General features: G+C 45.8%; 21 protein-coding genes and 1 tRNA gene. 11 read left to right on the forward strand and 11 right to left on the reverse strand.

Translation table 11 applies throughout. The features are described 5' to 3' along the window. Positions 1-6: 6 nt before the first annotated feature. Positions 7-1,020, reverse strand: coding sequence for a zinc-dependent alcohol dehydrogenase family protein (locus tag ACFVS2_RS13045; RefSeq protein WP_390234462.1), 1,014 nt, complete (start codon positions 1,018-1,020; stop codon positions 7-9). After that, positions 1,017-1,862, reverse strand: a complete 846-nt coding sequence (locus ACFVS2_RS13050) for an SDR family NAD(P)-dependent oxidoreductase (RefSeq protein WP_390234464.1) — start codon at positions 1,860-1,862, stop codon at positions 1,017-1,019. Before ACFVS2_RS13050 ends, ACFVS2_RS13045 begins: the two co-directional genes overlap by 4 nt. Positions 1,863-2,155: 293 nt before the next feature. On the opposite strand from ACFVS2_RS13050, the gene ACFVS2_RS13055 reads away from it, so the two are divergent. Then, positions 2,156-2,812, forward strand: a complete 657-nt coding sequence (locus ACFVS2_RS13055) for a TetR/AcrR family transcriptional regulator (protein ID WP_390234466.1) — start codon at positions 2,156-2,158, stop codon at positions 2,810-2,812. A gap of 221 nt (positions 2,813-3,033) precedes the next feature. Here the strand turns inward: ACFVS2_RS13055 and ACFVS2_RS13060 are convergent, their stop codons facing one another. After that, a complete protein-coding gene (locus tag ACFVS2_RS13060) occupies positions 3,034-3,426 on the reverse strand; it encodes an ArpU family phage packaging/lysis transcriptional regulator (RefSeq protein WP_390234534.1) in 393 nt (130 codons plus the stop codon). A gap of 390 nt (positions 3,427-3,816) precedes the next feature. On the opposite strand from ACFVS2_RS13060, the gene ACFVS2_RS13065 reads away from it, so the two are divergent. The 4 genes from ACFVS2_RS13065 (at position 3,817) to ACFVS2_RS13080 (ending at position 6,336) form a co-directional block, all read left to right on the forward strand. Further along, positions 3,817-4,353 carry a hypothetical protein gene (locus ACFVS2_RS13065; RefSeq protein ID WP_390234468.1) on the forward strand — a complete coding sequence of 179 codons (537 nt, stop codon included), beginning with the start codon at positions 3,817-3,819 and terminating at the stop codon, positions 4,351-4,353. Positions 4,354-4,999: 646 nt separating this feature from the next. After that, positions 5,000-5,464, forward strand: coding sequence for a GNAT family N-acetyltransferase (locus ACFVS2_RS13070; protein ID WP_390234471.1), 465 nt, complete (start codon positions 5,000-5,002; stop codon positions 5,462-5,464). Between the two features lie 227 nt (positions 5,465-5,691). Then, positions 5,692-5,931, forward strand: coding sequence for a hypothetical protein (locus tag ACFVS2_RS13075; protein WP_390234473.1), 240 nt, complete (start codon positions 5,692-5,694; stop codon positions 5,929-5,931). A 99-nt stretch (positions 5,932-6,030) separates the two neighbouring features. Beyond that, on the forward strand, positions 6,031-6,336 hold the full coding sequence (locus tag ACFVS2_RS13080) for an NIPSNAP family protein (RefSeq protein ID WP_173608843.1): 306 nt from the start codon (positions 6,031-6,033) through the stop codon (positions 6,334-6,336). Between the two features lie 114 nt (positions 6,337-6,450). On the opposite strand, the gene ACFVS2_RS13085 is transcribed toward ACFVS2_RS13080, so the two are convergent. From ACFVS2_RS13085 to ACFVS2_RS13100, 4 genes are all read right to left on the reverse strand, one after another. Further along, on the reverse strand, positions 6,451-6,672 hold the full coding sequence (locus tag ACFVS2_RS13085) for a BRO-N domain-containing protein (protein ID WP_390234475.1): 222 nt from the start codon (positions 6,670-6,672) through the stop codon (positions 6,451-6,453). A gap of 238 nt (positions 6,673-6,910) precedes the next feature. Next, complete coding sequence (locus ACFVS2_RS13090) at positions 6,911-7,519, reverse strand: GNAT family N-acetyltransferase (RefSeq protein WP_390234478.1); 609 nt, start codon at positions 7,517-7,519, stop codon at positions 6,911-6,913. Between the two features lie 6 nt (positions 7,520-7,525). Then, positions 7,526-8,134 carry a TetR/AcrR family transcriptional regulator gene (locus tag ACFVS2_RS13095; RefSeq protein WP_390234480.1) on the reverse strand — a complete coding sequence of 203 codons (609 nt, stop codon included), beginning with the start codon at positions 8,132-8,134 and terminating at the stop codon, positions 7,526-7,528. Between the two features lie 134 nt (positions 8,135-8,268). Continuing rightward, on the reverse strand, positions 8,269-9,582 hold the full coding sequence (locus tag ACFVS2_RS13100; protein WP_390234482.1) for an MFS transporter: 1,314 nt from the start codon (positions 9,580-9,582) through the stop codon (positions 8,269-8,271). Between the two features lie 302 nt (positions 9,583-9,884). On the opposite strand from ACFVS2_RS13100, the gene ACFVS2_RS13105 reads away from it, so the two are divergent. From ACFVS2_RS13105 to ACFVS2_RS13120, 4 genes are all read left to right on the forward strand, one after another. Then, a complete protein-coding gene (locus ACFVS2_RS13105; protein ID WP_390234484.1) occupies positions 9,885-11,597 on the forward strand; it encodes a LytS/YhcK type 5TM receptor domain-containing protein in 1,713 nt (570 codons plus the stop codon). After that, positions 11,572-12,315, forward strand: a complete 744-nt coding sequence (locus ACFVS2_RS13110) for a LytR/AlgR family response regulator transcription factor (protein ID WP_390234487.1) — start codon at positions 11,572-11,574, stop codon at positions 12,313-12,315. Before ACFVS2_RS13105 ends, ACFVS2_RS13110 begins: the two co-directional genes overlap by 26 nt. A gap of 436 nt (positions 12,316-12,751) precedes the next feature. Further along, positions 12,752-13,861, forward strand: a complete 1,110-nt coding sequence (locus ACFVS2_RS13115; RefSeq protein ID WP_173619977.1) for an acyltransferase family protein — start codon at positions 12,752-12,754, stop codon at positions 13,859-13,861. Positions 13,862-14,124: 263 nt separating this feature from the next. After that, positions 14,125-14,200 (forward strand) — tRNA-Ala (locus ACFVS2_RS13120). Positions 14,201-14,323: 123 nt separating this feature from the next. On the opposite strand, the gene ACFVS2_RS13125 is transcribed toward ACFVS2_RS13120, so the two are convergent. Next, positions 14,324-16,918, reverse strand: a complete 2,595-nt coding sequence (locus ACFVS2_RS13125) for an Ig-like domain-containing protein (RefSeq protein ID WP_173619978.1) — start codon at positions 16,916-16,918, stop codon at positions 14,324-14,326. Between the two features lie 183 nt (positions 16,919-17,101). On the opposite strand from ACFVS2_RS13125, the gene ACFVS2_RS13130 reads away from it, so the two are divergent. Then, on the forward strand, positions 17,102-17,743 hold the full coding sequence (locus tag ACFVS2_RS13130; protein WP_390234489.1) for a YdcF family protein: 642 nt from the start codon (positions 17,102-17,104) through the stop codon (positions 17,741-17,743). Here the strand turns inward: ACFVS2_RS13130 and dnaI are convergent. The 3 genes from dnaI to nrdR all read right to left on the reverse strand — a co-directional run bounded on the left by dnaI (position 17,720) and on the right by nrdR (position 20,739). After that, positions 17,720-18,652: a primosomal protein DnaI gene (gene dnaI, locus ACFVS2_RS13135; RefSeq protein WP_173619980.1), complete on the reverse strand. Its 933-nt coding sequence runs from the start codon at positions 18,650-18,652 to the stop codon at positions 17,720-17,722. The two genes, ACFVS2_RS13130 and dnaI, sit on opposite strands and share 24 nt — an antisense overlap. 15 nt (positions 18,653-18,667) lie before the next feature. Further along, positions 18,668-20,107: a replication initiation and membrane attachment family protein gene (locus ACFVS2_RS13140; RefSeq protein ID WP_390234491.1), complete on the reverse strand. Its 1,440-nt coding sequence runs from the start codon at positions 20,105-20,107 to the stop codon at positions 18,668-18,670. Between the two features lie 152 nt (positions 20,108-20,259). Beyond that, on the reverse strand, positions 20,260-20,739 hold the full coding sequence (gene nrdR / locus ACFVS2_RS13145) for a transcriptional regulator NrdR (protein WP_173619982.1): 480 nt from the start codon (positions 20,737-20,739) through the stop codon (positions 20,260-20,262). A 137-nt stretch (positions 20,740-20,876) separates the two neighbouring features. Between nrdR and ACFVS2_RS13150 the strand changes: the two genes are divergently transcribed. Then, entirely contained in the window at positions 20,877-22,010 is a 1,134-nt protein-coding gene (locus tag ACFVS2_RS13150; protein ID WP_390234493.1) for an HD-GYP domain-containing protein, read from the forward strand. Positions 22,011-22,139 lie beyond the last annotated feature (129 nt).

Below are 22,139 nucleotides of genomic sequence, written 5' to 3' on the forward strand. Positions count from 1 at the left end.
GAGATTTTAGATTTGGACTACGATTTTACCGAAATATTGCTTTCCTTCAGCCAAGAGCGCGATTGCTTCTCCAATTCGGGCCAGCGGGAATACATGGTCGATGACGGGATATAAACGATGATGGGCAATCGCCCGATTCATCTTTTCGAAGTGATCTCGGTTGCCGACTTGACTGCCGCGAACAGTTGCGGCTTTCTGCAAAATGCTGGAGACATCGTATTCCGGAATGGTCAAGCCCGATAAGAACCCGACCATACTCAAGGTCCCTCCAGTGCGAAGCGCATTTATGGATTTCCCCATCGTTGCCGCTCCTCCAACATCCAGAACATGATCGACGCCGCAGCCAGTCAACTCTAACGCCGCTTTATCCCAATCGGGAGCTTCCGAATAATTGATCGTTTGCCATGCGCCAAGAGCTTTTGCTCGTTCCAGCTTGGCGTTGCTGCTCGAAGTGATGATGGCTCGTGCTCCGGCCATAAGCGAGAATTGAAGCCCGAAGATGGATACCCCGCCCGTTCCTTGCAGCAGCACGGTATCACCCGCTTGCAAACCGCCATATTCGATTAGCATGCTCCATGCGGTTAATGCCGCGATCGGTAAGGTTGAGGCCTCCTCATAAGTGAGGTGATCGGGAATAGTGACGACTCCATCTTCATGTAGAACGACATACTCGGCCGCTATTCCGTTCAACGGCCCCCCCAGGCTTTCTTCTAACACCCCAGGTCTTGGGCTGCCGGCAATGAATCGCTGTTGAAAATTACCCGCTACTCGGTGTCCGACCTGGAACCTTGTTACTCCTTGGCCAACGGCTACAATTTCTCCCGCTCCGTCTGATAATGGAATGAAGGGAAATTTGACTTCGATCGGCATTAATCCGCTGAGGATCACTAGATCACGGTAATTGAGAGAAGCTGCCCTCATGCGGATCAGTACCTCCTTAGGTCCTGGCGTTGGTATGTCTAGTTCCGTTATGGTTAATTCCTCGAAGCCGAAGCCGTTTTTCAGCTGTATAGCTTTCATCGAATTGTCCTCCCTGCAAGATCAGATTGATTACCCGGATTCTTATTATTGCTGCTGGATCCTTCACGCGGACGAATCATGCTTCCAACAAGCCGGAGACTTTGTTTTCGTGTAATGAATCGCGATAACTGCGCCCCGAGATAATTCTGTACACCCGGAACGACGTACACTTTCCCTTCCTTCAACGCACGAAGTGCAACCTCTACGACTCTTTCCGGAGTGTCTTTCTTTCCGACGGAGGCTTCTTCTGCTCCTACGACATTAAAGAAACTCGTGTCCGTCGCACCGGGACAAAGTGCGAAGAATTTAATGCCGCGGTTGCGGTTTTCAAACCATAACGCTTGAGTAAACGACAGGACGAAAGCTTTCGTTGCCCCATATACGGCCATATAGGGAAGTGGTTGAAATCCGGCGGTTGAAGCAACATTGATAACTGTACCTGAACTTTTACGCAACATGTCCGGCAAAAACAAGTGGGTCATATCTACAACAGCGGCGACATTGAGCATAACTTCTTCATGTTGACGCTCGCCTGACACTTGGTCAAACAAACCATGCGTAGCAAAGCCTGCATTGTTGACCAGCAGTTCGATATCCACTTTCAAAAGTCGACATTGCTGATATAACTCGCTGGGTGCGCCCTCTTTCGCAAGATCCATAGCGATAACCTCGGCTTTGATGCTATACATCTTTCTGAGCTCTGATGCCAGACTCTCAAGTTTGCCCTTCGATCGGGCTACGAGTACTAAATGGCTGCCTTGTTTGGCCAGTTGTCTCGCGAATTGCTCTCCAATACCGGAAGAAGCTCCCGTGATAAGCGCCCATTTACCTTGAATCGTCATATCGCTACTCCCCTTCTAGATACTATGTTATAATATAGAAACAGTGTTACCGAATGAGCAAAAGTAATTATTCCCGATTCTCAAGGAACGTGGTAATCACCATACCATTCGGTAACGATGTTTCCAAGCGAATTCATTGTATCTCGGCTTTTCTAGAAAGTCAATATGATCTTTGAATATCCTTGAACATCTACCGTCTCATTGACAACCGCTTAACAACTGTATAAAATTCCTTGCAAGAGCGTCAGAAACTTTGTTTCCTGACGATAACTTGATATCCGAAGGTGATGATTATGAGCGATCAAGATATCTCCTCCAATGCAAACTCACGAGTGTTGAAAACCTACCAAGAAGCCCGCTTGCAAAATATTGAAAATCTCCGCAAGCTCGTTGTTGACGCTGCGGCAACGCTCTTGCAAGAAGAGGGTCCGGAAGCCGTTACGGTGCGTAAAGTATCGCAGAAAATGGATTGCTCGACAAAAATCATTTATAACTTGTTTGTCAATAAAGAGGGCTTGGCTCAGCAGCTGTATCTGGACGGTTGTAAGCTTCTCGCTAACGAATTCGAGGGGACGCCGCAAGCTGCTGATCCGGCGCAGCATTTGCAGAATTTAGGCGAAGCCTTTTGGCAATTCGGGCAGCGTTACTCCAGTTATTATAAACTGATGTTCGGAGGCGCATTCGCGGATTTCAAACCGGACGAGGAAAGCCTAAATGGTACCGTAACGGCCATGCGGCAATTATTGACGGTGATCAGCAATGCGCAAAAGCAAGGTCTCATCCCTGTCCAGTATGACACTGAATTAGTTATCCGCGTATTCTGGGCTTCGCTCCATGGCGTCATTCATCTTTACATGGGAGGACACTTAGGAGATGTACAATCGGCGCATGCGGTATACAGGCAAACGTTGTCTTTAATTGTCAGCTCGTTATTGCCGGATAAAGCTTAAAAGACGGCAAGCTCTTCCCGGTTTAGGGGAAGAGCTTGTCTTTTTTCACACTGCAAGGATACCTTCAATGCTAATCTCTACTTCAATTTTTTGCTTTACCGCTATTTGTGATACGCTTCTCCGCGCTTGATCTTAAACGAATCTGCCCGTAGCGTAGCAAATACTCGTAATCAAAATTTATTGCCAATACAGTCTTGTTTCACGAAAAATAAAAAGGGCACTCAGATCATCCCGAGTGCCGTAGCAATTTGCATAATTGCCTCGTTCTTTTTTGTGTAGAATTGGTCTTTTGTCAGACCTAAGTCCAGATATACATTGATGTCCTTCACCCTGGATGTGCTCAGATACTTCTCTTCGTTGATCTGTCGCTCTACCTCATCGAGCGAATACTCGAGTGCTCTTTCGATCTGCTTCGCTTTCAACTCATTCTGTGTCTCTGAAAGCTGCAGCCGAGGGAACAATTGCTCGATGCCCTTCTCCACTTGCTCTTTCTTGTTCTGAACAGCAACACGGAGGGCTTTGTATGATTTCAATTCTTTCACAACTGCTTTTCTGACTTCTCTCTCATCAGCCGGTTGCAGAAATGACAATTGTTCTTGTACCTGTGCGCTCATCTTTCCAATTCCCCCTCGCGGTAAGCCCATGATATGTCCCACCTCCTTCCTGCTACGGTAAGTGCGGAAGGAGGTGATTACCTTGACCAAGTAGCTTTTGTTTTCGAGCGTGTTACCGAAATGAGCCATGCCATTTTGAGACAGTTGTTTGCAGATCGTCACTAGACAGCTAGTTCCGCAGAGCTGGTGCTCCTCGATCTGAGGGGCATCAGTTCCATCACTGATTTACTCAGCAAACACCACCTGCACATTGTTCTGTTTTGCCAGCTGCATGAAATCGCCTAACTCAACAGGGTTTCGGGAGTTCGCTCAGCACTGTTCTAATTTGTTTGTCGTCTTACTAATTATGTATGGTATTACATGTAAATAGAAAGGAAATGACACTCTGTTATGAAAAAATCATATGTGCTCCTTTCTTCTCTGATTTTATGTTCATTGCTTGGTACTGAGGCTTATGCAGGTTCACAACAACAAACAACTGCACCTGCTCCTTCCTCAGTAATTATTCCAACTAGTAGCAAAGATAAACAAGGCAATACCATTGAAAAATCAATGGCCTATGTGAAAACTCTACAAGTGAAAAATGGAAAATTAGTAGTCACGCTTGACTATGTGCAATGGTTTTTCGGTGAGGAAGCAGTTAAAGCTTATCGTCAAGATCATCCCTTAGTGAAAGAGGACTATCCAGCACCATATTACATTCGCAATAGTAACCCTAAAATTAGGACGTTTGAAATTTCTCCAGAAGCTTCGTTTACTCTTCAAACCAACTCTACAAAAGATGGGGATTTACACTGGAATGAATCAGTAAACGCCGATACTTTTAGCAAGTTTGTGCAATCCAAAGGAATTCCTTATCAGCTACCTTTCCACATTGAAGTAACAAATGGGGGCGTCACAAAAATTACAGAGCAGTACGTCCCATAATTATTAGCAGCACTCCCTATTTGGGATGCTGCTTTTCATTTTTTCTCTTTTGTTAAATCAGTGAAACCTATTACTCCCTGTGACGTAATCTTGGGTGCTCTTATTTTTACTCTCTATTCATATTTTGCTGGAAAATCTTCTCATGAAGAAGTGATTCAGGAATTCATTGGTTCCAAGGGTGGCGCTGTAATTAGTATCGAAGTGTTTCCTTAGATTCAACACCGTTCCCCGTCTATTCCGAAAATGGGCGAGGTAAGCTGGAGGCAGGGCATCAATTTTATAAAGTAACCTACACAAAAAACGGAGGTGAATATACTGCCTGGTACCGTGGTGTAAATGGGCCGTTTGCAATACATATACAAACTCAGACAGGATCAGGTGTACCTATAGAAGAAACACCAGAGAACGAGCAATTTATTCGCAGTTATGGAGAACGATGGATCTTTTCTGACTAAACAATAAGTAATGTTTTGCTAAAAACTCTCTTTCTCCCAATCCCCAGTAGTATTCCAACTACAAAAGCAACATTTTGACTTAACCCTGACCTGGTATTGAAACGATTTTCTGCATCCTTATTAAGTGAAAGATTCGTGATAATATGCTTATTAAATCTTTAATGATGACAACTAGGAGGTTTGATTTTCAAATGGCTGAAAAAACGAACAAGAGTATCATGCTTGATATCGCTCCGCTAAGAGCAGAGGATCGCAAGCGTTGGGACGTATTGGCTCGAAGCTACAAAGCCTTTTACGAGACAGAGCTCCCAGATTCCACATACGATGAGATCTGGAACCGACTGCTCATTGGCGATAGGATATTCGGTTTCGGTGCGCATCTTCATGGAAACTTGATCGGTATCACCCACTACGTTTTTCAGCCTACGGTCTGGAAAGTAGATGTGTGCTACCTGCAAGACCTCTTCGTTAACGAAACTGCTCGCGGACATGGGGTGGCCCGCGCCCTTATAGAACGGGTCGCTCAAGCTGCTCGAGAACAAAAAGCTTCTGCACTGTACTGGCAAACCCACCAGGACAATTTCACTGCTCGTGCTCTCTATGACAAAATTGCTCATCATAAAGGCTTCATTCGCTACGACTATACACTTGAATAGAAGTGGAGGCCGGTATCTATTGCGTACGGGATACCGACATTTTTTCAAACTTACCTGCTGATCCCATTTAACAAATCGATTGTTTTTGATAAACCCATCGACACATATCTCTTTCACTTCTGATAAGATCGATAAGTTGCCAACTTGTCGTTTCCCACCCGGTTTTCATTACTGTGATATAATGAAAATAAAAACAATGGGGTGTATTGTTGAAGAGACAGTTTTTGATGATTGTAAGTGATGTAACAAAACCACAAATGGATAGAGTCACCGAAGCAGTAAAAGATTTTAACGAATTCATTGACTTGATTCCAATTGAGTCTAAATCTGATGGAGGCTATAGCCTATACATCGATATTCAAAAAGGCGATGTTGCTATAACAGTCTCAGATACACGAACATTCCTGAGAAATTGGTTTAAGGCTTTAAAAATAGAATGTGATTCAAATCCACGAGACTTTTATTAAAAGTCTTTTTTAAATACACATTTTGTAGAACCATATCCCCTCTTGTTCCTAATACTGATGTACAGTAAGATTTAGGAAAAACCATTAGGGAGTGGAAAAATGGTCACTTGTTACTTGAAATATGTTATTGATCCATATCAGGTAAGTGTTTTTGAAGAATATGCAAAGATGTGGATACCTCTTGTCAACAAGTTTGGCGGACATCATCATGGCTATTTCCTTCCTCATGAAGGTGCTAATAATATTGCTTATGCCTTATTTAGTTTTCCTAGTTTGGCAGAATATGAGGATTATCGAAAGAGAATACTGGTCGATGAAGATTGCCAACTTGCCTTCTCACTCGCAGAGCAAACAAAGTGCATCATCAGTTACGAGCGAAGTTTCTTGCGTCCGGTGTTTGAATAATTTTCCTTCAACCTTGTCCATCCTTAGATAGGATGGGCTTTTTTATATAATGAGCATTTTGTATCCATCCGCTATATGCCGGGCAGCGAGAAGATTGTCTGCTGCCCCACTTGATCAGCTGCCACTGGATTGATCCAGATAACTTCTGTTCTGATGCGCGCCATTTCCGCCAAAGCTACCCTTCTCATCCTCGTCAAGTCGAGCAACTGCGTCTCTGCTGTTTACAATCTCAAGGACAGCGCAAACGTCACGGGCTACAAACCAAGGTTCTCCATCCTTTACCACTACTCGAATCTGTTTATCTTGATAGTTAATAACGTTTTGAAGTGCCTGCATTGTATATTCCTCCCCTAACTTCCCGTTGTCCTTAAACTTCTCATGCGATCTAGTATTCCCATCAGTTTCGGGTCATCCCGTAACAAGCGCGTTGATTCCCGTGACTGGAAAGCCCCTGCAGGCCGTTTAGGAGGCTCTAAAAGAGAAGGGAAAACCTTCTGTCCGCGTAAGAGTGGCTTTCTTTTTTGCGTTCGTACGAGATCGGCGCGGAAATACGAAAAATCGCTCAGAGGATCATCTATCCCTTGAGCGATTTTTCGTATTTCAACGATATAAAATGATTGATTCCAATTTTTTGAGCTCTCTTTAAAGGGACAGGCTTCCGGCTATATACTTGGAACCCTAATTTCTGGTATAGCTTCATAGCGGGAATATTCGTATCTGCTACTTCTTCGATGAGAAATTGTTCATACGGGGTATTTTCCATCATATAACGGAGAATCATCATTGCCGCCCCCTGCCCTCTGAATTCGGGAGCCGCTCCGACGAAATCGATTGAGCATTTGTCGGGAGAAGGATCTACCAGCGTGGCTTCAAATTCTTTTTTCAAAAAGAGTCCGGCGAGGGTACCTTTATAGAATCCCAAGTGTTTTCGCAGCTCTTTTTGATTGAGCTTTACTGAAGAGATAGTGCCATCCGTGCATGCGGCCATGCCAGCTAGTTTGCGATCATCCGTTACCGCTACATAAAATTGATTCAAAACGAACATGTGAGCAAAAGCTCTGGCAATGGTTTGCTTGTCATTGGAAAAAAAGCCAAGCCACTGCGTGAATCCCTCCGCAAAAATCTGAGACATTTGCTCTCTTGCATCGAATTCTACTTGATCCGCCCTGATCACTGTAAACATGTACGGCTATTCTCCTTCCTTATACAGAAAAGAAGTGAGGATGACGCGGGAAGGCATCGTGAAGTGGTTTTTTCGCATCATTTTCATCATAGCTAGGCCGTGGAGCGTCGAATAAAAAAATACGACCATTTCATCTGGGTCCCCTGATCGGAATTCACCGAGTGCCTGACCCTTTTTGATAAGCTGTGCTGTGGCGTGAAACAACTTGTCGCTAAGGCGAGCTACCTCGGTTTGTTTGACGCTTGTACCTCCTCCCGATAGAAACGATTGCGCCATCAGTATCAGCAAATTCGCAAACTCTTCGCCTGTCGTCATGTCGTTGTGAACTTCTTTCAGAAACTGATCCAATGCTTGTTTGGGTGAAACAGTCGACACGAAAAAATCGATGTTTTTCTGCAATCCTGCAAGCGCGTAATCCACCAGGTCGTCAAACAAGGTTTCTTTCGATTTGTAATGTCGGTACAAAAGCCCGATGCTGATGCCAGCCGTATCCGCAATGTCCTGGACATTCGTAGACCCGAAACCTTTTTGAACGAATAGCTGCATGGCTGCTGATTGTATTTTCTGTTTGGTTGCATTGCGCATTTGTTCGTATTGTTCTTTGGTGCGGGGCATTGGGGGACCTCGTTTTTTGAGTGAGTTTTTACTCATTATAAAAGCTGGAATTTTGAAATGCAATCTTTTCAGTTCGGTACATGCAAAAAAAAACGGCATCTCTGCCGTTTTTCGTTGCTCCTCTATTCTTCAATCTAATCCTTTGCAGCATTTAGCTCTGCTTCGATCTGGGAGTTTTTCGACGACTCACCCATACGCCAGTAAACGAGGAGGCTTATGGCAATACAAGCTGCTACATAGTAATAGAAGAGAGACTCGTTTCCGATACTTTTAAACCATAGCGCGATGAACTCCGCTGTTCCTCCAAAGATCGCGACGGTCACCCCGTATGGAAAGCCTACGCCCAGCGCGCGAATGGCGGTAGGAAACATCTCGGCTTTCACGATCGCATTGATGGACGTATAGCCAGTAACAATGATAAGACCAGACAGCATCAGCAAGAAAGCGACATATGGGCTAGTCGTTTGTTCCAGGAGCAAAAACATCGGTACAGTCCACAATGTTCCAAGAATACCGAAACCAATCAGTAACGGGCGCCGTCCAATTCGGTCGGACAGCATACCAGCAAGCGGCTGCATGACGACGAATACGAGCAATGCGGTAAAGTTAATCCAGCTGACTACTTCTTTCGGCATTCCTACCGTAATCACCATGAATTTTTGCAAATAGGTCGTGTAGGTGTTAAAGGCGATAGTTCCTCCGAGCGTAAGGCCAACAACTGCCAGTACCGCCTTCGGATGCTTCATCAACTCCCGAAGCGTACCCGCCTTCTCCTTGTTTTTCGACTCCATTTTGGTATACTGCTCCGATTCGTCCATACTGCGGCGCAGCCACAACACGGCTACTGCTCCAAATGCCCCGATGATGAAAGGAATTCGCCAGCCCCATGCCATCATGGCTTCTTCCGGGAGTATTTGCTGCAGGATAATTTGCACACCCAACGCCAACAATTGTCCACTGATCAGCGTAACGTATTGAAAGCTAGAATAGAACCCTCGACGACCACTCGCAGCCATCTCGGACAAGTACGTTGCAGATGTTCCGTATTCTCCGCCAAGCGAAAGACCTTGGAGCAGGCGGGCAAGAACGAGAATAATAGGAGCAAACACGCCGATAGTTTCATAGTTTGGTGTTACGGCAATCACCAGAGAACCACCTGCCATGATGGTAACAGACAGCGTCAACGCGGCACGGCGCCCATGACGGTCAGCGTATCGGCCCAGGAGCAAGCTCCCAATCGGTCTCATTAAAAATCCAATAGCAAAAACAGCGGCAGTATTCAGCAACTGGCTGGTAGCGTCTCCTTTTGGAAAGAACTGAGACGAGAAATACACCGCAAAAGCTGCATATACGTACCAGTCGTACCATTCAATCAGGTTCCCCAGTGAACCTTTAAAGATGTTGCTTGTGATGCGCCGCGTATCTGCACGATCACTTGATGACTTCATTGCTGTCCCCTCCTTATGATTGACCCGAATCCATTCGCAATTGGGATAGTTTAACCGCTTTCAATTGAAACAATACCTTTTCTCAAGAATGATGGGGGCATTGTTTGCTTTGAAAGGGGTTACATATTGACCCGGATGGATTCTCGAAGAACTGTTCTTATTCTAAGTTGTTTGTTTTGCTAGAATCTATTGAATACTTCCGAATATGCAAAAACGGCATCTGAACTGCCGAAAAACCCAGTTGAGTTACATTGATTTTTCGGCCGGATCGGGCTACCCTTTTTCATAGGGAGGCGGCTGTTATGACAATCACTATGCTTCTGGGACTGCTTGAAAACATCTCTGTAATCGCAGTCATCGCCCTTATCATCGGCCAACTGGATTACTTTCGGAACATCATGTACGGGAAAAACAACTGGATGCGGATCGTGATCCTCTCTACGCTGTTCGGGTTCCTGTCGGTAATCGGAACGGAGAACGGGCTACGGGTCGATGACGCTCTTGCCAATACGCGCATTGTCGGTGCCGTCGCGGGCGGGTTGATCGGGGGGCCTGTTGTCGGTTTTTTTGCCGGCCTTATCGGAGGTATTCATCGCTATTCGCTAGGTGGATTTACCGCATTCGCCTGTGCCATCTCGACCGTCATGAACGGCTACTTGGCCGGGATCGTAAGTACGAAAATGAATATGCTGCGACTGAAATGGCAGCATATCGTACTGATTGGCATTACTGCCGAGCTCATTCAAAAAGTTTTGGTGCTTCTCATGGCCAAGCCTTTTTCTGCGGCACTCGACCTGGAAGTAAAAATTGCGATCCCGACCACCATTATGACCATTGCGGGACTGCTGCTCTTCACGCGCGTTTTCCAAAATCTCAAAATGATGCAAGACCAGTCCGGCGCATTGGGGGCAAACCTGGCCTTGTCGATTGCAAGCCAAACATTGCCTCATCTGCGGACGGGTCTAAATGAACATTCTGCAAAAAAAACCGCTGAAATCATCCGTGAAATAGCCAGGGTGGATGCAGTCGCCATTACCGACCGCGAAAAGCTGCTTAGCGCAAAAGGCCATGAACTGGAAAATCATTTGCAGAAAGAGACGCTGTGCACACAAGTAGCGGAGGCTGTTTTGACCCACCCTACAGGGGTATGGTGCGACAAAGATTTTGCTCTTCCGCATCCGCCTCGCCTAAAATCGATCAGCGCCGCATCGTTGTATCATCAAAACCAGAAAATCGGGACGTTGCAATTCTACTATAAAACCTCCTCCTCCAAGACGTCCCAGACCAATGAGAAGTTAGTGGACGGCCTGGCCAAGCTGCTGTCAGTCCAAATTGAACTGGCGGAGATCGAGCATCAAGCGAAAATGCGGAAGCAGGCTGAAGTGAGCGCCCTGCAAGCACAAATCAATCCGCATTTTCTGTTCAACACCTTGGGGACGATTATGTCCTATTGTCGTACAGACCCTGATCAGGCGAGAAACTTGATCGGTCATTTAAGTGACATCTTCAGGCGCAATTTGAAAAGCAAGGGAAATCATCACAGCTTGCAGGAAGAACTGGACGGAATCAAGTCGTATTTGGAAATCGAGAAGGTCAGATTTAGCAACCGATTAAAGGTGAACATGGAGATCGACGAATCTCTGCTGGAGCGCAAACTGCCTGTCCTGACTTTGCAGCCGATCGTGGAAAATGCCATTCACCATGGACTTTCCCCAAAAGTTAGCGACTGTCTGCTCACAATTCGAGTAGAACTGTACAACCAAGAAGTGAAAATCAGCATTGAAGACAATGGAGTTGGAATCAGTGAAGAGCGTTTGGACGAAATCTGGAACAGCCAATCGAAAGGGATCGGCCTTGTCAATGTCCATTCACGGCTTCGATCCATTTATGGCAAAAAGTATGGCCTCACGATTCAAAGCAAGCCCGGTTTGGGAACAGTAGTATCCTTTGTCGCTCCGTTATCCGCATTTGAAAAGGAAGTGCATCCAGATGCTCCTGAAAACGATCATTATTGATGACGAGCCAGCCATTTGTTCCGAATTGGAATATTTGCTGAAAAAGTATATTGATATCCAGGTGGACGCAATCTATACCAATCCGCTTGAAGCATTGCCTCATATTATCAATTCCGAGCCTGATTTGCTTATGCTTGATATTCAGATGCCCGGGATGAATGGGCTTGAATTTGCCAAAACATTGAATCAGATGTCCAATCCCCCATTGATCGTTTTTTCGACTGCCTATCATGAACACGCTCTGGAGGCTTTTTCCACGCTGGCTGTGGGTTATTTAACCAAACCGATCATGGAATCGAAATTGGACGATGTGATCAAAAAAGTAAGGACACTGAGGAACCGATCGACCATGAATGCCCGCACCTCAACAGTTCCCCCGATGGAAGAGCATGTCTGCATCCGGAAGACCAATAAGATCATCCCGATCCCTGTAGGGCAGATTTACTTTGCGTTTGTGCGGGAGAAAGATTTATATGTGGCGACTAAAGAGAGTATCGACAAGTGCGACTTGTCCTTAAATGAGCTGGAGGAGATTTTGAACCGGTCCCGCTCTTTCTTTAGAAGTCATCGAAACTATATTTTGAACGTGAAGCATATTAAAGAAATCATTCCGTGGTTTAATAATACGTATTTGATTAAGATGAACGATGACAGCCAGACAGATATTCCTGTTAGCAGGGGGAAGATAAAAGCGTTTCGCGGTTTGATGAATCTGTAATTTTGTGAAAAGAAGAATGATGAACGGAGCGGGGGGAGAGTATCTTTTCGCTCTGTTTTTTCAGAGAAGCGCGGTATATATTACAAAAAGAAAAAACGCGGCATCTCTGCCGTTTCCATAGTTACTTATATGGTGGAGCATAGCGGGATCGAACCGCTGACCTCTACACTGCCAGTGAAAATAATTCAATTCGTGAAAACAAACCAATCTCAAAGACCCTTGAATATCAAGGGTCTTTCTTGTTCGCATCTGGGCAATTCAAAGCGCAACACCCATTACAGCAATAAATTTGAAATGAAATTTTTAAGAAATCTTTAGATAAAGTTTCTTTTATCTTTCGATTAGTATTATATGATTTACCCCTAAATATAAGAATCCCCTTCAGACCTAGTATAGTGGCATTTATCAACAGCAAAGTTTACAAGGAGGGTCATCTATGAGTAAGAGAATAAAAGAATTAGATTCAATACGCGGATTGGCGGCTATTACAGTGGTGATAGGACATTTTTTTTTAATGCTACCATCGTTGCCTAATTCCATCAAATTTTCACCTCTTAGATTTTTATGGGCTGGTGGAGAAGCTGTAATCATTTTTTATGTACTCAGTGGTTTTGTCTTATCAATGGCAATTTATCATTCAAAAACAAATTATTGGGGATATTTAATTAAGCGATTTGTAAGAATTTATATCCCTTATTATGTCTGGATGTTCATCACCTTTGCTTTATTTATTTTGTTTTCGCCATATGAAGTTACGGGACTACGAGATTGGTACTATGATAAGTGGCAAGGTCCTATAACAGAATTAGATATTATCAATCACCTAGTGCTTCTCAACAACTTTTTTTCAGATAATTACAATCCGGTTATCTGGTCATTGGCTCAAGAAATTCGTATATCTATCGTGTTTCCCTTGTTATTCCTTCTTTTTTATAAACAGAGTTGGAAGAAAACGATACTGTTTGCCATGAGCTTTTCTTTAATTAGTATTTTCCTTAATATATTGCACATTGGAAAAGCTGAGGGATTTTATAATGGTTATGCTGATACACTGCATTTCACATCTATGTTTATGGTCGGAATGTTACTTTTTAAGCATCAGGAAGAACTTATCCGATTATATAGAAATATGAAAAAATTAAAAAGAAGACTTCTTATCACATTAGGAATCATTCTATATTTATACTCTACTGGAATTTTGGTGATTTCTCGTAGTGATACGATGTTTCTATTAAAAGATTGGGGCGTTGTAATTGGTGTTAGTATACTTATTATAATGGCTATGAGTAACCTAAAAGTAAAAGCAATTTTAAATAAGAGTGTATTTGTATACTTAGGAGAAATTTCATATAGTATCTATTTATGTCATTTTCCAATCATGATGGTACTATTTAAACTTTTGTATGCAAAAATTCCAATCTCTTTGCTGTTCCTCTTATGTGTTACAACGGCAATATTGTTTTCTATCGTATCGTATCATTTTATTGAAAAGAAATGTATAAAATGGGCAAAGCAAAGGACAATAAAATTCCAAAAAAAGGTGTAATATTTAATCGGTTCCTCATATATTTAGGAACCGATTAAAATGCGTCCAAGTTGTATAAGCGTACAATTTTCTTTTTGGGGTCGTGTCGCTCTTAGAGGGGCATAGTGACAGGATTACTGCCATATGCATCACTCTCCCCACATGCGATTATACTACCAATTATATGAAAAGAATTTGTGCTGGTCAGTTGACTCCATATACTCATTAGTAAATATTTTATTATTGACTATCTACCCAACATATGTTAGTATTTAGACATTAATGGGGCCATAGCTCAGCTGGGAGAGTGCTTGACTGGCAGTCAAGAGGTCAGGGGTTCGATCCCCCTTGGCTCCACCATAATATAGAACTCAGAAGTCACCTGTAAAAGGTGGCTTTTTTAGTTTTTACAAACCGAAAGTCCAGACAAAAAAAGCCAACCGATCTCCACCGGTTGGCTTTCCTCTTTACTCTATCAACCCACTATCTCACCGTCACCACAATCGGTGTCTTCTTCCCACCATACTGCACATAAATTGTCGCTTTACCCGACCCTGTCGCCTTGATCACGCCGTCTTTCACATCGGCTACCAACAGGCGAGAAGTGGTCCAGAGAGCTGGCTTACTGACATCTTGCTCAGAGCCATCCATGTACGTCGCGATGGCGCTCACTTTCTTCACTTCGCCTTTGCTCATCACGAGCTGGACGACATCTGTCTTCAAGTATTTCAACATATCAACATCGACTGGAATGGATACGCTCTTGTCGTTGTATCTCGCTGTAACCGTCGTTTTGCCGTAGGCACGTCCTGAAACGAGGCCTTTGGTTACGTCTGCTACCTTGTAGTTGCTCGTCTTCCAGTCAGCCAGATTGGTAACATCCATGGTGCGGCCATCGGAGAAGGTAGCTGTCAAGGTTACTTGTACGTTGCTGTTCGACTTTGTAGATACAAAGCGCTTGTTTGCTTCCAGCTTGGTCACGATTCCGACTTCTACCGGGATGCTGATCGATTTGCCGCCGTATTTCGCGGTGATCGTCGCACGTCCGTTTGAGAGACCTGTTACGCGGCCGTTTACCACATCCGCTACTTTCAGCGAGGACGAGGACCATTCTGCATCGTTGGTCACATTGTCCGAATTGCCAGCGGAGTCTGTTGCGCTCAGCTTGATATCTTTTGATTCACTAACGTTCAGGATCATCATGCGAGGATCAACAGAGAGATTAGTCGCTTGGTCTACTTCTACTGCAATCGAAACCGACTTGCCTTCGAAGGTACCTGTTACGGTCGTTTTCCCTGCTCCTGTCGCCGTGATCTTCCCGTTCATTACTTCTGCTACAGCAGCAGAAGCCGTGCTCCATGTCGCTGTATCTGTTACATCCTTGTTCGTTCCATCTGCGTAAGCTGCAGTCAGCTTAACGGTTTCGGACTTGCCTTTGCCAAGCACGATCTTTTTCTTGTCTACCGTCAATGTCTGCATGACGCCAACCGATACGGAAATGTTCACTGTGCGTGTTCCGTATGTAGCAGTTACGGTCGCTGCACCTGTGGACACACCAGTGATCAAGCCTTGACGCACGCTTGCTACGTTCGGAGCACTGGATGACCAAACGACTTTTTGAGTGACATCTTCAGCAGGAGTGCTTCCATCTGGATAAGAAGCCGTTACTTTCACTTGCTTCGCGCCACCCACTGGGATCGCTACTGTCGTGATATCTGCGGTCAAGTTTTGCGGTACATCTACATCGACAACCAGTGTCGCTGTTTTTCCGCCGTATTTCGCGGTTACATTCGCCGTTCCAGCCTTGTAGGCGGATACGGTCTTGCCGCTTGCAAATACGACATCTGCATTATCCGAAGACCACTCTACTTTTGAAGTGATATCTTCACTTGTTCCGTTTGCGTAGGACGCGTTTACAATTACGTCTTTCGTCGATCCGCTTTTCATCGTCAGGAAAGCTGGAACGATATACAAGGAACGAGGTACTTCTACATCTACGCGTACCTGAACGGATTTGTTTCCGTATTTCGCAGTAATAACTGCTTCACCGGACTTCACCGCATGGATTTTCCCGTTGCTGTAATACGCAACGTCCTCGCGATCGGAGGACCATTCGGCCTTATCGTTCACCACTGTGGAACCGCCGCCATTGGCATAAGTTGCTTTCAGCTCGATGGCTTCTTCCTTGCCCACATTCATGAAAATGTTTTGCTTGTTGAGTTCCAGCTTTTGCGTTGTATCCACATCGACTTTGATCGTCGCTGTTTTTGTTCCATACTTCGCCGTAATGGTTGCTGTACCCGCGCCATATGCCTTAATCGTGCCTTTGAGCGCATCAGCTACAGCGGTATTGTCTGAAGACCATTCAGCCTTGTCCGAGACGTCTTCCGTTACACTTCCATCCGGGAAAATGGCCTTGAGCTTGATTGTTTCTTCGCCGTTCAGCAAGAGTGAAACCTGATTTTTGTTTGGCTCCAATCTGTGGGCGATCTCGACGTTTACAGAGATCGTCGTCGTCTGGCTGCCAAACTTCGCTGTCACGGTACCCGTTCCTGAATTCAAACCTTTGATTGCACCGTTGACTACAGTCGCAATCGCCGGATTATCGATGGACCAGTCTGCTTGGGTCGTTACATCTTCTGTTGTCCCATCGCTGTATACAGCTGTCAGCTTTACATTTTCCGTGCTGCCAATTCTCACGTTCAACGTTTGATCTTCTGTTGTCAGTGCCTTTACCTTTTTGGTTACATTCACACCCACTACGACAGGCTTACCCATGTAAGTAGCTGTAATGGTAGATTTCCCTACCGATTTGGCTGTAATCTGCCCCGCATATACAGAGGCTACATCCGCATTTTGCGTGGTCCATTCTGTCTTGACGGTGACGTCTTCCGTTTTTCCGCTCACATAAATAGCGGTAGCCGTCAGCTTGGTAGAGTCTCCATTTTCCAATGTTACCTCGTTCTTGGACAGAACGAGTCGGCTGATTTCATCGGCAGCCAATCCTACCCCTGCGTTTCCAGTCCCCACTAATAGCAGGACGGCCAGAAACAAGAGCATCGTTTTTTTCCAGAACATTAACTAGCCTCCCTCGCAAGTATGAAATTTGCTGATCTTCGAAACCATTCCACCATTACTATATCGGCAAAGAGCAAGAAACAATTTACTAGTTTTTCGTGTCAGGCATGTGTCAAGCTTTGTAACTAGACCTTCTTTCAAACGTCTAAATAAAGAGAGGGACTACAAGGGAGATTTCGAAGAATGAAAAATCGAACGATAGCCGCACAGCGTCCTTGCTGGCGCGGGATATGGATAGTGTTGGGGATTGTCATGCTGCTCGGGCTAATATGGTCGGGCTACAACTGGTATCGCATCGAACAGACGATTGAGAAAGCCAAAGCCCGACACGCAACCGTCGGCATTGTCCTCGGTGCAGCGGTCTGGGGTGAGGGACCTAGTCCTGGTCTGCGCGAACGTCTGGAGCAGGCGGCAACCCTGTATGAAGGAGGGTATGTATCGAAGCTGCTGGTCACAGGCGGCCTTGGTGAAGGCAAAACGATCACGGAAGCTGCTGTAAGCAGAAATTACTTGGTGGCCAAAGGAATTCCCAAAGAGGACATTTTGCTAGAAAGCAAGTCTACCAGCACATACGAAAACCTGCTGTACGGCCAGCAGGTCTTGGAGGAACATCATATTCAAGATGCCCTGATCATCAGCCACGACTATCATTTGGCCCGTGCAATGATCATGGCTGATTCACTGGGAATTGTCGCCTCTCCTGTAGGGACGACGTCACACGTCCTGTTTGGACCGTATCATAAGGCGAGAGAAGTACTCGCCCTCACGCATTGGGAGCTCTCTCGCCTCTTTTCACAAGTGCTAGGAACGGTGGTTCTCGCGTAAAATTTCATACACATCGACAAAATGGCGGATTCGCTCCATGATGCGAGCCGCTTTTGTTTGTTCGATCCGATTTCCGTTGGAGATAGACAAATGCTCTTGCAGTTCATTCAGCGCGTAGTTTGAAGTAAACAGCGTAGGCAAATGGTTGTTTGCCCGCTGATTCAATATAACTCCCAAAATCTCGTCACGAACCCATGGCGTCAAGTTCTCCGCACCGATATCATCGAGGATCAGTACAGGCACTTCTTTCAGTAGCTCCAGCTTCCCTGCGTACGATTGATCCGAGATAGAATCCTTCATCTCCCGGATAAAGTCAGGCACATAAACCAGCAAGGAAGCAACGTTGCGCTCCGAGAGCTCACGACCGATTGCTCCCATGATGTAGCTTTTTCCGACACCAAACGGACCGTGCAGATAAAGTCCTTTTACCCGCTCGCCTGTTCCGACTTTTTCACAGAACTGAATCGCGGCATCTACGGTAGCCAAATTCCCGGAGTCAATGACCAAGCCCTCAAAGCTCGCGTTCAAGGTCTCTTCGGAAACGTAGTAGCTGCGCATCAGTCGGCGGCGGCGAATCTCTTCCTCGTGCGACAGTTGCTTGGAACAGGGCGTCATCGAGCTGATAATATGTTGGTGAGCCAGCTCCAATTGAGTGCTATGCCCCTTGACCAAATTCGGGCATTCGCCAAGACCCGGACAACGCTCACACCAATACTGCTCCTTGACTGCCGTATAGATGTTGGAGAGCGAGCGAAGGTAATCGTCTCGAGTCAATGCGGGATGCTCTTGTTGAAATGCTTTTAAATATGCTGACGAACGGAACATTTTATCTAACTGCTGATCTGGTGTCAGCAACTGACGCGGCGTTCGTTTGGCGAGCTCTTGCATGAACTCACTGATAGATTCCACGTTCCCTCACACTCCTTATTTCCGTTTTCGCAAGGTTTCCAGTCTTTTCTGCAAGTCTGGAAAATCCTGAATGGACTGTTTCTTTTCAGCGTCCGTTGCGGTTTTCTCCTGCGACAGCTGCCACTCAACAGATGCCGGCAGCTTGTCCTGCAAGATAGCTCTACCGTTGCGTCTGACAGGGGCAGATTCCTTCTTGCCCGTTTTTGCCTTCTCGGCTGTTTGTGCCCGTTGATCCGCACGCTCGAGGATCTGCTTGACTGCCTCGTCAACTGTCGCGATCCGCTTGGCTTTCCAGCTGTCTCGAATCGTCTCCATGTACGCTTTTGGCAGCTCCATTTGCATGCTGGCTAACGTATGGAGCAGCAGCGCATTGACGACTTCCGGCTGCATCCCATCCGCAAATACAAGTGTTTCAGCACGTTCCAAAAACACCTTACTGATTCTGCCACCAACGACCTTTTCCAACAGGGTCACCGGAGATAACTGGCGACAAGCACGGATAAAGGCTTCACTGCCAGGCTCAGGCAAGCGACCAGGTCCAAAGCCATCCTCTGTCATGTCAGTTGCAGGCGCCGTTCGGTATAGCTTGTCTTCCGTGTAGCGTTGTACCAAACGCTTGCGCAAAACTTCTCCGTCCAAGCTCCGATCCGATTTGTACAGCGTCCAATCACGCAGCTCCTGCCCCATCCCCCAGCTGTCCAGCTGATAGAAATGGCACAGCGAGAACAACAGCTCCATGCTCTTGCCTTCCAAAACTTTGACCGAGTCGGCATTATCCGGCAAGTACAGGCGCAAGGACGATACACTCAGCGAATGGTTGACCTGTGCCTCGTAGCCAGATTTCATCGGCGCTTGCGGGAAGCTGGTGTCCATCTCGGTTAAAAACTGATCCCGCTCCGACCCTTTTTTCACTTCCAGCTCCGATTGTTTCAACGACTGGAACACATCATGGAAGTCTTTCGTGACGTTTTCCACAATGGAGTATTCTTGATCCAACTGACTGCCAAGCGTATCTGCATAATGCTGGCGCAGTTGCGAATAGCGAACATTTTCGATTTTGTTTAACAACATCAACGACAGTACATAGTCTGCAAAAAACTCAGCCGGACTAAGCGGAGGTTTGATCAAGTACTCGTAATAATAGTCACGCTGCTGATTTTCCCTGCGGCGCACCTCGACTAGCCCGATTGCCTCCAGACGTTCACGCGCATCCAATAGCCGATCCAGAGAAAGCGAAGTCGTCAGCATCAAACTGCGATGGGTCCCCTCCGAGGAGGCTCCGCTCACCTCCTGCACGCCATGGACGAGCAGTTGGTAGAGAGCGTACGATTCGACACCGATGATCGGCAAGTATAGCTGCGTAACAAAGCCCATTTCGGCAAAGCCAATCGGTCTTGCCATTCGCACCAGATAACGATCCTTCGGCAACAACTCGTTCCAAACTAAACGACGCATCAGATCTTTCCTTCCTGACAAAATTCGATTCTTTTATTATAGCACGACTCCCCATTCATTCGCGGAAAAATCAGCTGGAAAGCCAAAGAAGCCCTGGCGGATTGGCCGCAAGAGCGAGAGAGAGGTTGCGAGTCTGGCAGAAAAAAGCTTATCTATTCTTTTGGAAACGAGCTGCTTCGCGCTTGAGCTAAAAGCTCCTCCAGCTCTTTCATAAATACATTGATATCTTTGAATTGGCGGTATACAGAGGCGAAGCGCACATATGCGACCTCATCGACATGGTATAAACGCTCCATGACCTTCTCCCCAACGTCATTGCTCGGGATCTCTGCTTGCCCGCAGCTGCGCAATTCTTTTTCAATGTCGTTCACTACATTTTCAAGCACTTCCAACGGTACAGGACGCTTTTCGCAAGCGCGCACCAACCCGCGCAATATCTTGTCTCGACTGAATTCCTCGCGGGTTCCTTCCTTTTTCACAATTAACAAAGGTGTTTCTTCTACCATTTCAAAGGTAGTAAAACGGCGCTCGCAGGCTTCGCACTCGCGGCGACGACGAATCGATTTATTATGATTGAAAGGACGTGAATCCAGGACTCTAGTCCCATTATATTCGCAAAATGGACAACGCATATCAGAATCAACTCCAATACTGACAATACTTGTCTACAGTGTCCCTCATATTCCTGTCAGAAGTCAAGTCAATCCTTGTACCTATTTAAAGCATAAGTCGAATGGAGTACAATTATGGTACTGTTGGAGGGATAGTCATGCGTTTAGTATCTTTAAAGCACCTACAGCCTGGAATGAAATTGGGACGTACGGTCTTCACAGATGATGGAAAGGTGCTGCTTGGAACCGGTATGGAATTAACGGAACGACTCATCACCGGATTAGAGCGAGCTGGTGTTGATTCGGTGTATATCGATGATCCCCGTACCAATGACATCGTTGTGGAAGAAGTAATTCGCCCACAAACCAGACAAGTAGCTGTGGAAACCATCGAGAAGACGATCAAACAAATTACAAACTCAAACAAGCTGGCCCGGAAAATTTCCTTAAAAGAAATGGGCCTTCATTTTCAGCGTGCCTTTAGTTCTATTTTGGACGACCTGATGCAAAACAAGCAAATGGTTGGACATTTGACGACGATGTCTTCTCATTCGCCATCCCTATACCATCACTCTGTGAATGTGGCCGTGCTGGCAACTGCTGTGGGCATGTCTCTGGGCTACAATCGCACACAGCTCATAAACCTAGGCGTAGGCGCCATGCTGCACGATATCGGCAAAATAAGCCTGCCTGAAGAGCTGTTGCAAAAAACAGAGCGTTGGACGGACGAAGAGAAGGAAATCGCCAAACAGCACACGATGCTTGGCTTTAATTTGTTGCGAAAGCAGCATGACATTTCGCTTTTGTCAGCACACGTCTGCTTGCAGCACCATGAACGACTAAATGGAAGCGGCTATCCACAGGGATTATCCGGCAAGCAAATTCACGAATTCGCACAAATCGTCGGTCTCTGTGATATTTATGACTCATTGACTTCCCCACGTCCATGGCGCAAGCGGTACATGCCACAGGATGCTGTCGAGTACCTGCTAGGCTCTGGCGGTACTCTATTCGAGCATCATCTAGTAAATGCCTTTATCAAGCACATTGCTATCTTCCCGATTGGAAGCAGCGTCGTTTTGAATACCGGAGAAGTCGGGGTAGTGAGTCGAGTTGATCCGGATTATTCGCATCGCCCTACCGTACGTGTGCTAAAAGACGGCCGAGGAAACGACGTCCCAAGCCCTTATGACCTCGATCTCAAGGCGAACATCCGACTATTTATTGTCGGCTTTGAAGATGATGATCTGTTTAACGTGAACTCATTAGATGAATCTTCTACCACATCGTAAATACGAAGCAACGAAAAACCCCTTTGCTCGAAATTGAAGTGCACCCCTTAAAGTAGACATTGGAAAAACCCCTGTGGTTTACCGATGAACTTTAGGGGGTGCATTTTTTTATGGCAGCTAAAGGGCAAA

The organism is Brevibacillus sp. NPDC058079, assembly GCF_042885155.1.
Lineage (GTDB): Bacteria > Bacillota > Bacilli > Brevibacillales > Brevibacillaceae > Brevibacillus.

Excerpts from the sequence above, each read along its gene's own strand:
- ACFVS2_RS13045 (WP_390234462.1), bottom strand. The coding sequence starts at position 1,020 with ATGAAAGCTATACAGCTGAAAAACGGCTTCGGCTTCGAGGAATTAACC.
- ACFVS2_RS13050 (WP_390234464.1), bottom strand. The coding sequence starts at position 1,862 with ATGACGATTCAAGGTAAATGGGCGCTTATCACGGGAGCTTCTTCCGGT.
- ACFVS2_RS13055 (WP_390234466.1), top strand. The coding sequence starts at position 2,156 with ATGAGCGATCAAGATATCTCCTCCAATGCAAACTCACGAGTGTTGAAA.
- ACFVS2_RS13060 (WP_390234534.1), bottom strand. The coding sequence starts at position 3,426 with ATGAGCGCACAGGTACAAGAACAATTGTCATTTCTGCAACCGGCTGAT.
- ACFVS2_RS13065 (WP_390234468.1), top strand. The coding sequence starts at position 3,817 with ATGAAAAAATCATATGTGCTCCTTTCTTCTCTGATTTTATGTTCATTG.
- ACFVS2_RS13070 (WP_390234471.1), top strand. The coding sequence starts at position 5,000 with ATGGCTGAAAAAACGAACAAGAGTATCATGCTTGATATCGCTCCGCTA.
- ACFVS2_RS13075 (WP_390234473.1), top strand. The coding sequence starts at position 5,692 with ATGATTGTAAGTGATGTAACAAAACCACAAATGGATAGAGTCACCGAA.
- ACFVS2_RS13080 (WP_173608843.1), top strand. The coding sequence starts at position 6,031 with ATGGTCACTTGTTACTTGAAATATGTTATTGATCCATATCAGGTAAGT.
- ACFVS2_RS13085 (WP_390234475.1), bottom strand. The coding sequence starts at position 6,672 with ATGCAGGCACTTCAAAACGTTATTAACTATCAAGATAAACAGATTCGA.
- ACFVS2_RS13090 (WP_390234478.1), bottom strand. The coding sequence starts at position 7,519 with ATGTTTACAGTGATCAGGGCGGATCAAGTAGAATTCGATGCAAGAGAG.
- ACFVS2_RS13095 (WP_390234480.1), bottom strand. The coding sequence starts at position 8,134 with ATGCCCCGCACCAAAGAACAATACGAACAAATGCGCAATGCAACCAAA.
- ACFVS2_RS13100 (WP_390234482.1), bottom strand. The coding sequence starts at position 9,582 with ATGAAGTCATCAAGTGATCGTGCAGATACGCGGCGCATCACAAGCAAC.
- ACFVS2_RS13105 (WP_390234484.1), top strand. The coding sequence starts at position 9,885 with ATGACAATCACTATGCTTCTGGGACTGCTTGAAAACATCTCTGTAATC.
- ACFVS2_RS13110 (WP_390234487.1), top strand. The coding sequence starts at position 11,572 with ATGCTCCTGAAAACGATCATTATTGATGACGAGCCAGCCATTTGTTCC.
- ACFVS2_RS13115 (WP_173619977.1), top strand. The coding sequence starts at position 12,752 with ATGAGTAAGAGAATAAAAGAATTAGATTCAATACGCGGATTGGCGGCT.
- ACFVS2_RS13125 (WP_173619978.1), bottom strand. The coding sequence starts at position 16,918 with ATGTTCTGGAAAAAAACGATGCTCTTGTTTCTGGCCGTCCTGCTATTA.
- ACFVS2_RS13130 (WP_390234489.1), top strand. The coding sequence starts at position 17,102 with ATGAAAAATCGAACGATAGCCGCACAGCGTCCTTGCTGGCGCGGGATA.
- ACFVS2_RS13140 (WP_390234491.1), bottom strand. The coding sequence starts at position 20,107 with ATGCGTCGTTTAGTTTGGAACGAGTTGTTGCCGAAGGATCGTTATCTG.
- nrdR (WP_173619982.1), bottom strand. The coding sequence starts at position 20,739 with ATGCGTTGTCCATTTTGCGAATATAATGGGACTAGAGTCCTGGATTCA.
- ACFVS2_RS13150 (WP_390234493.1), top strand. The coding sequence starts at position 20,877 with ATGCGTTTAGTATCTTTAAAGCACCTACAGCCTGGAATGAAATTGGGA.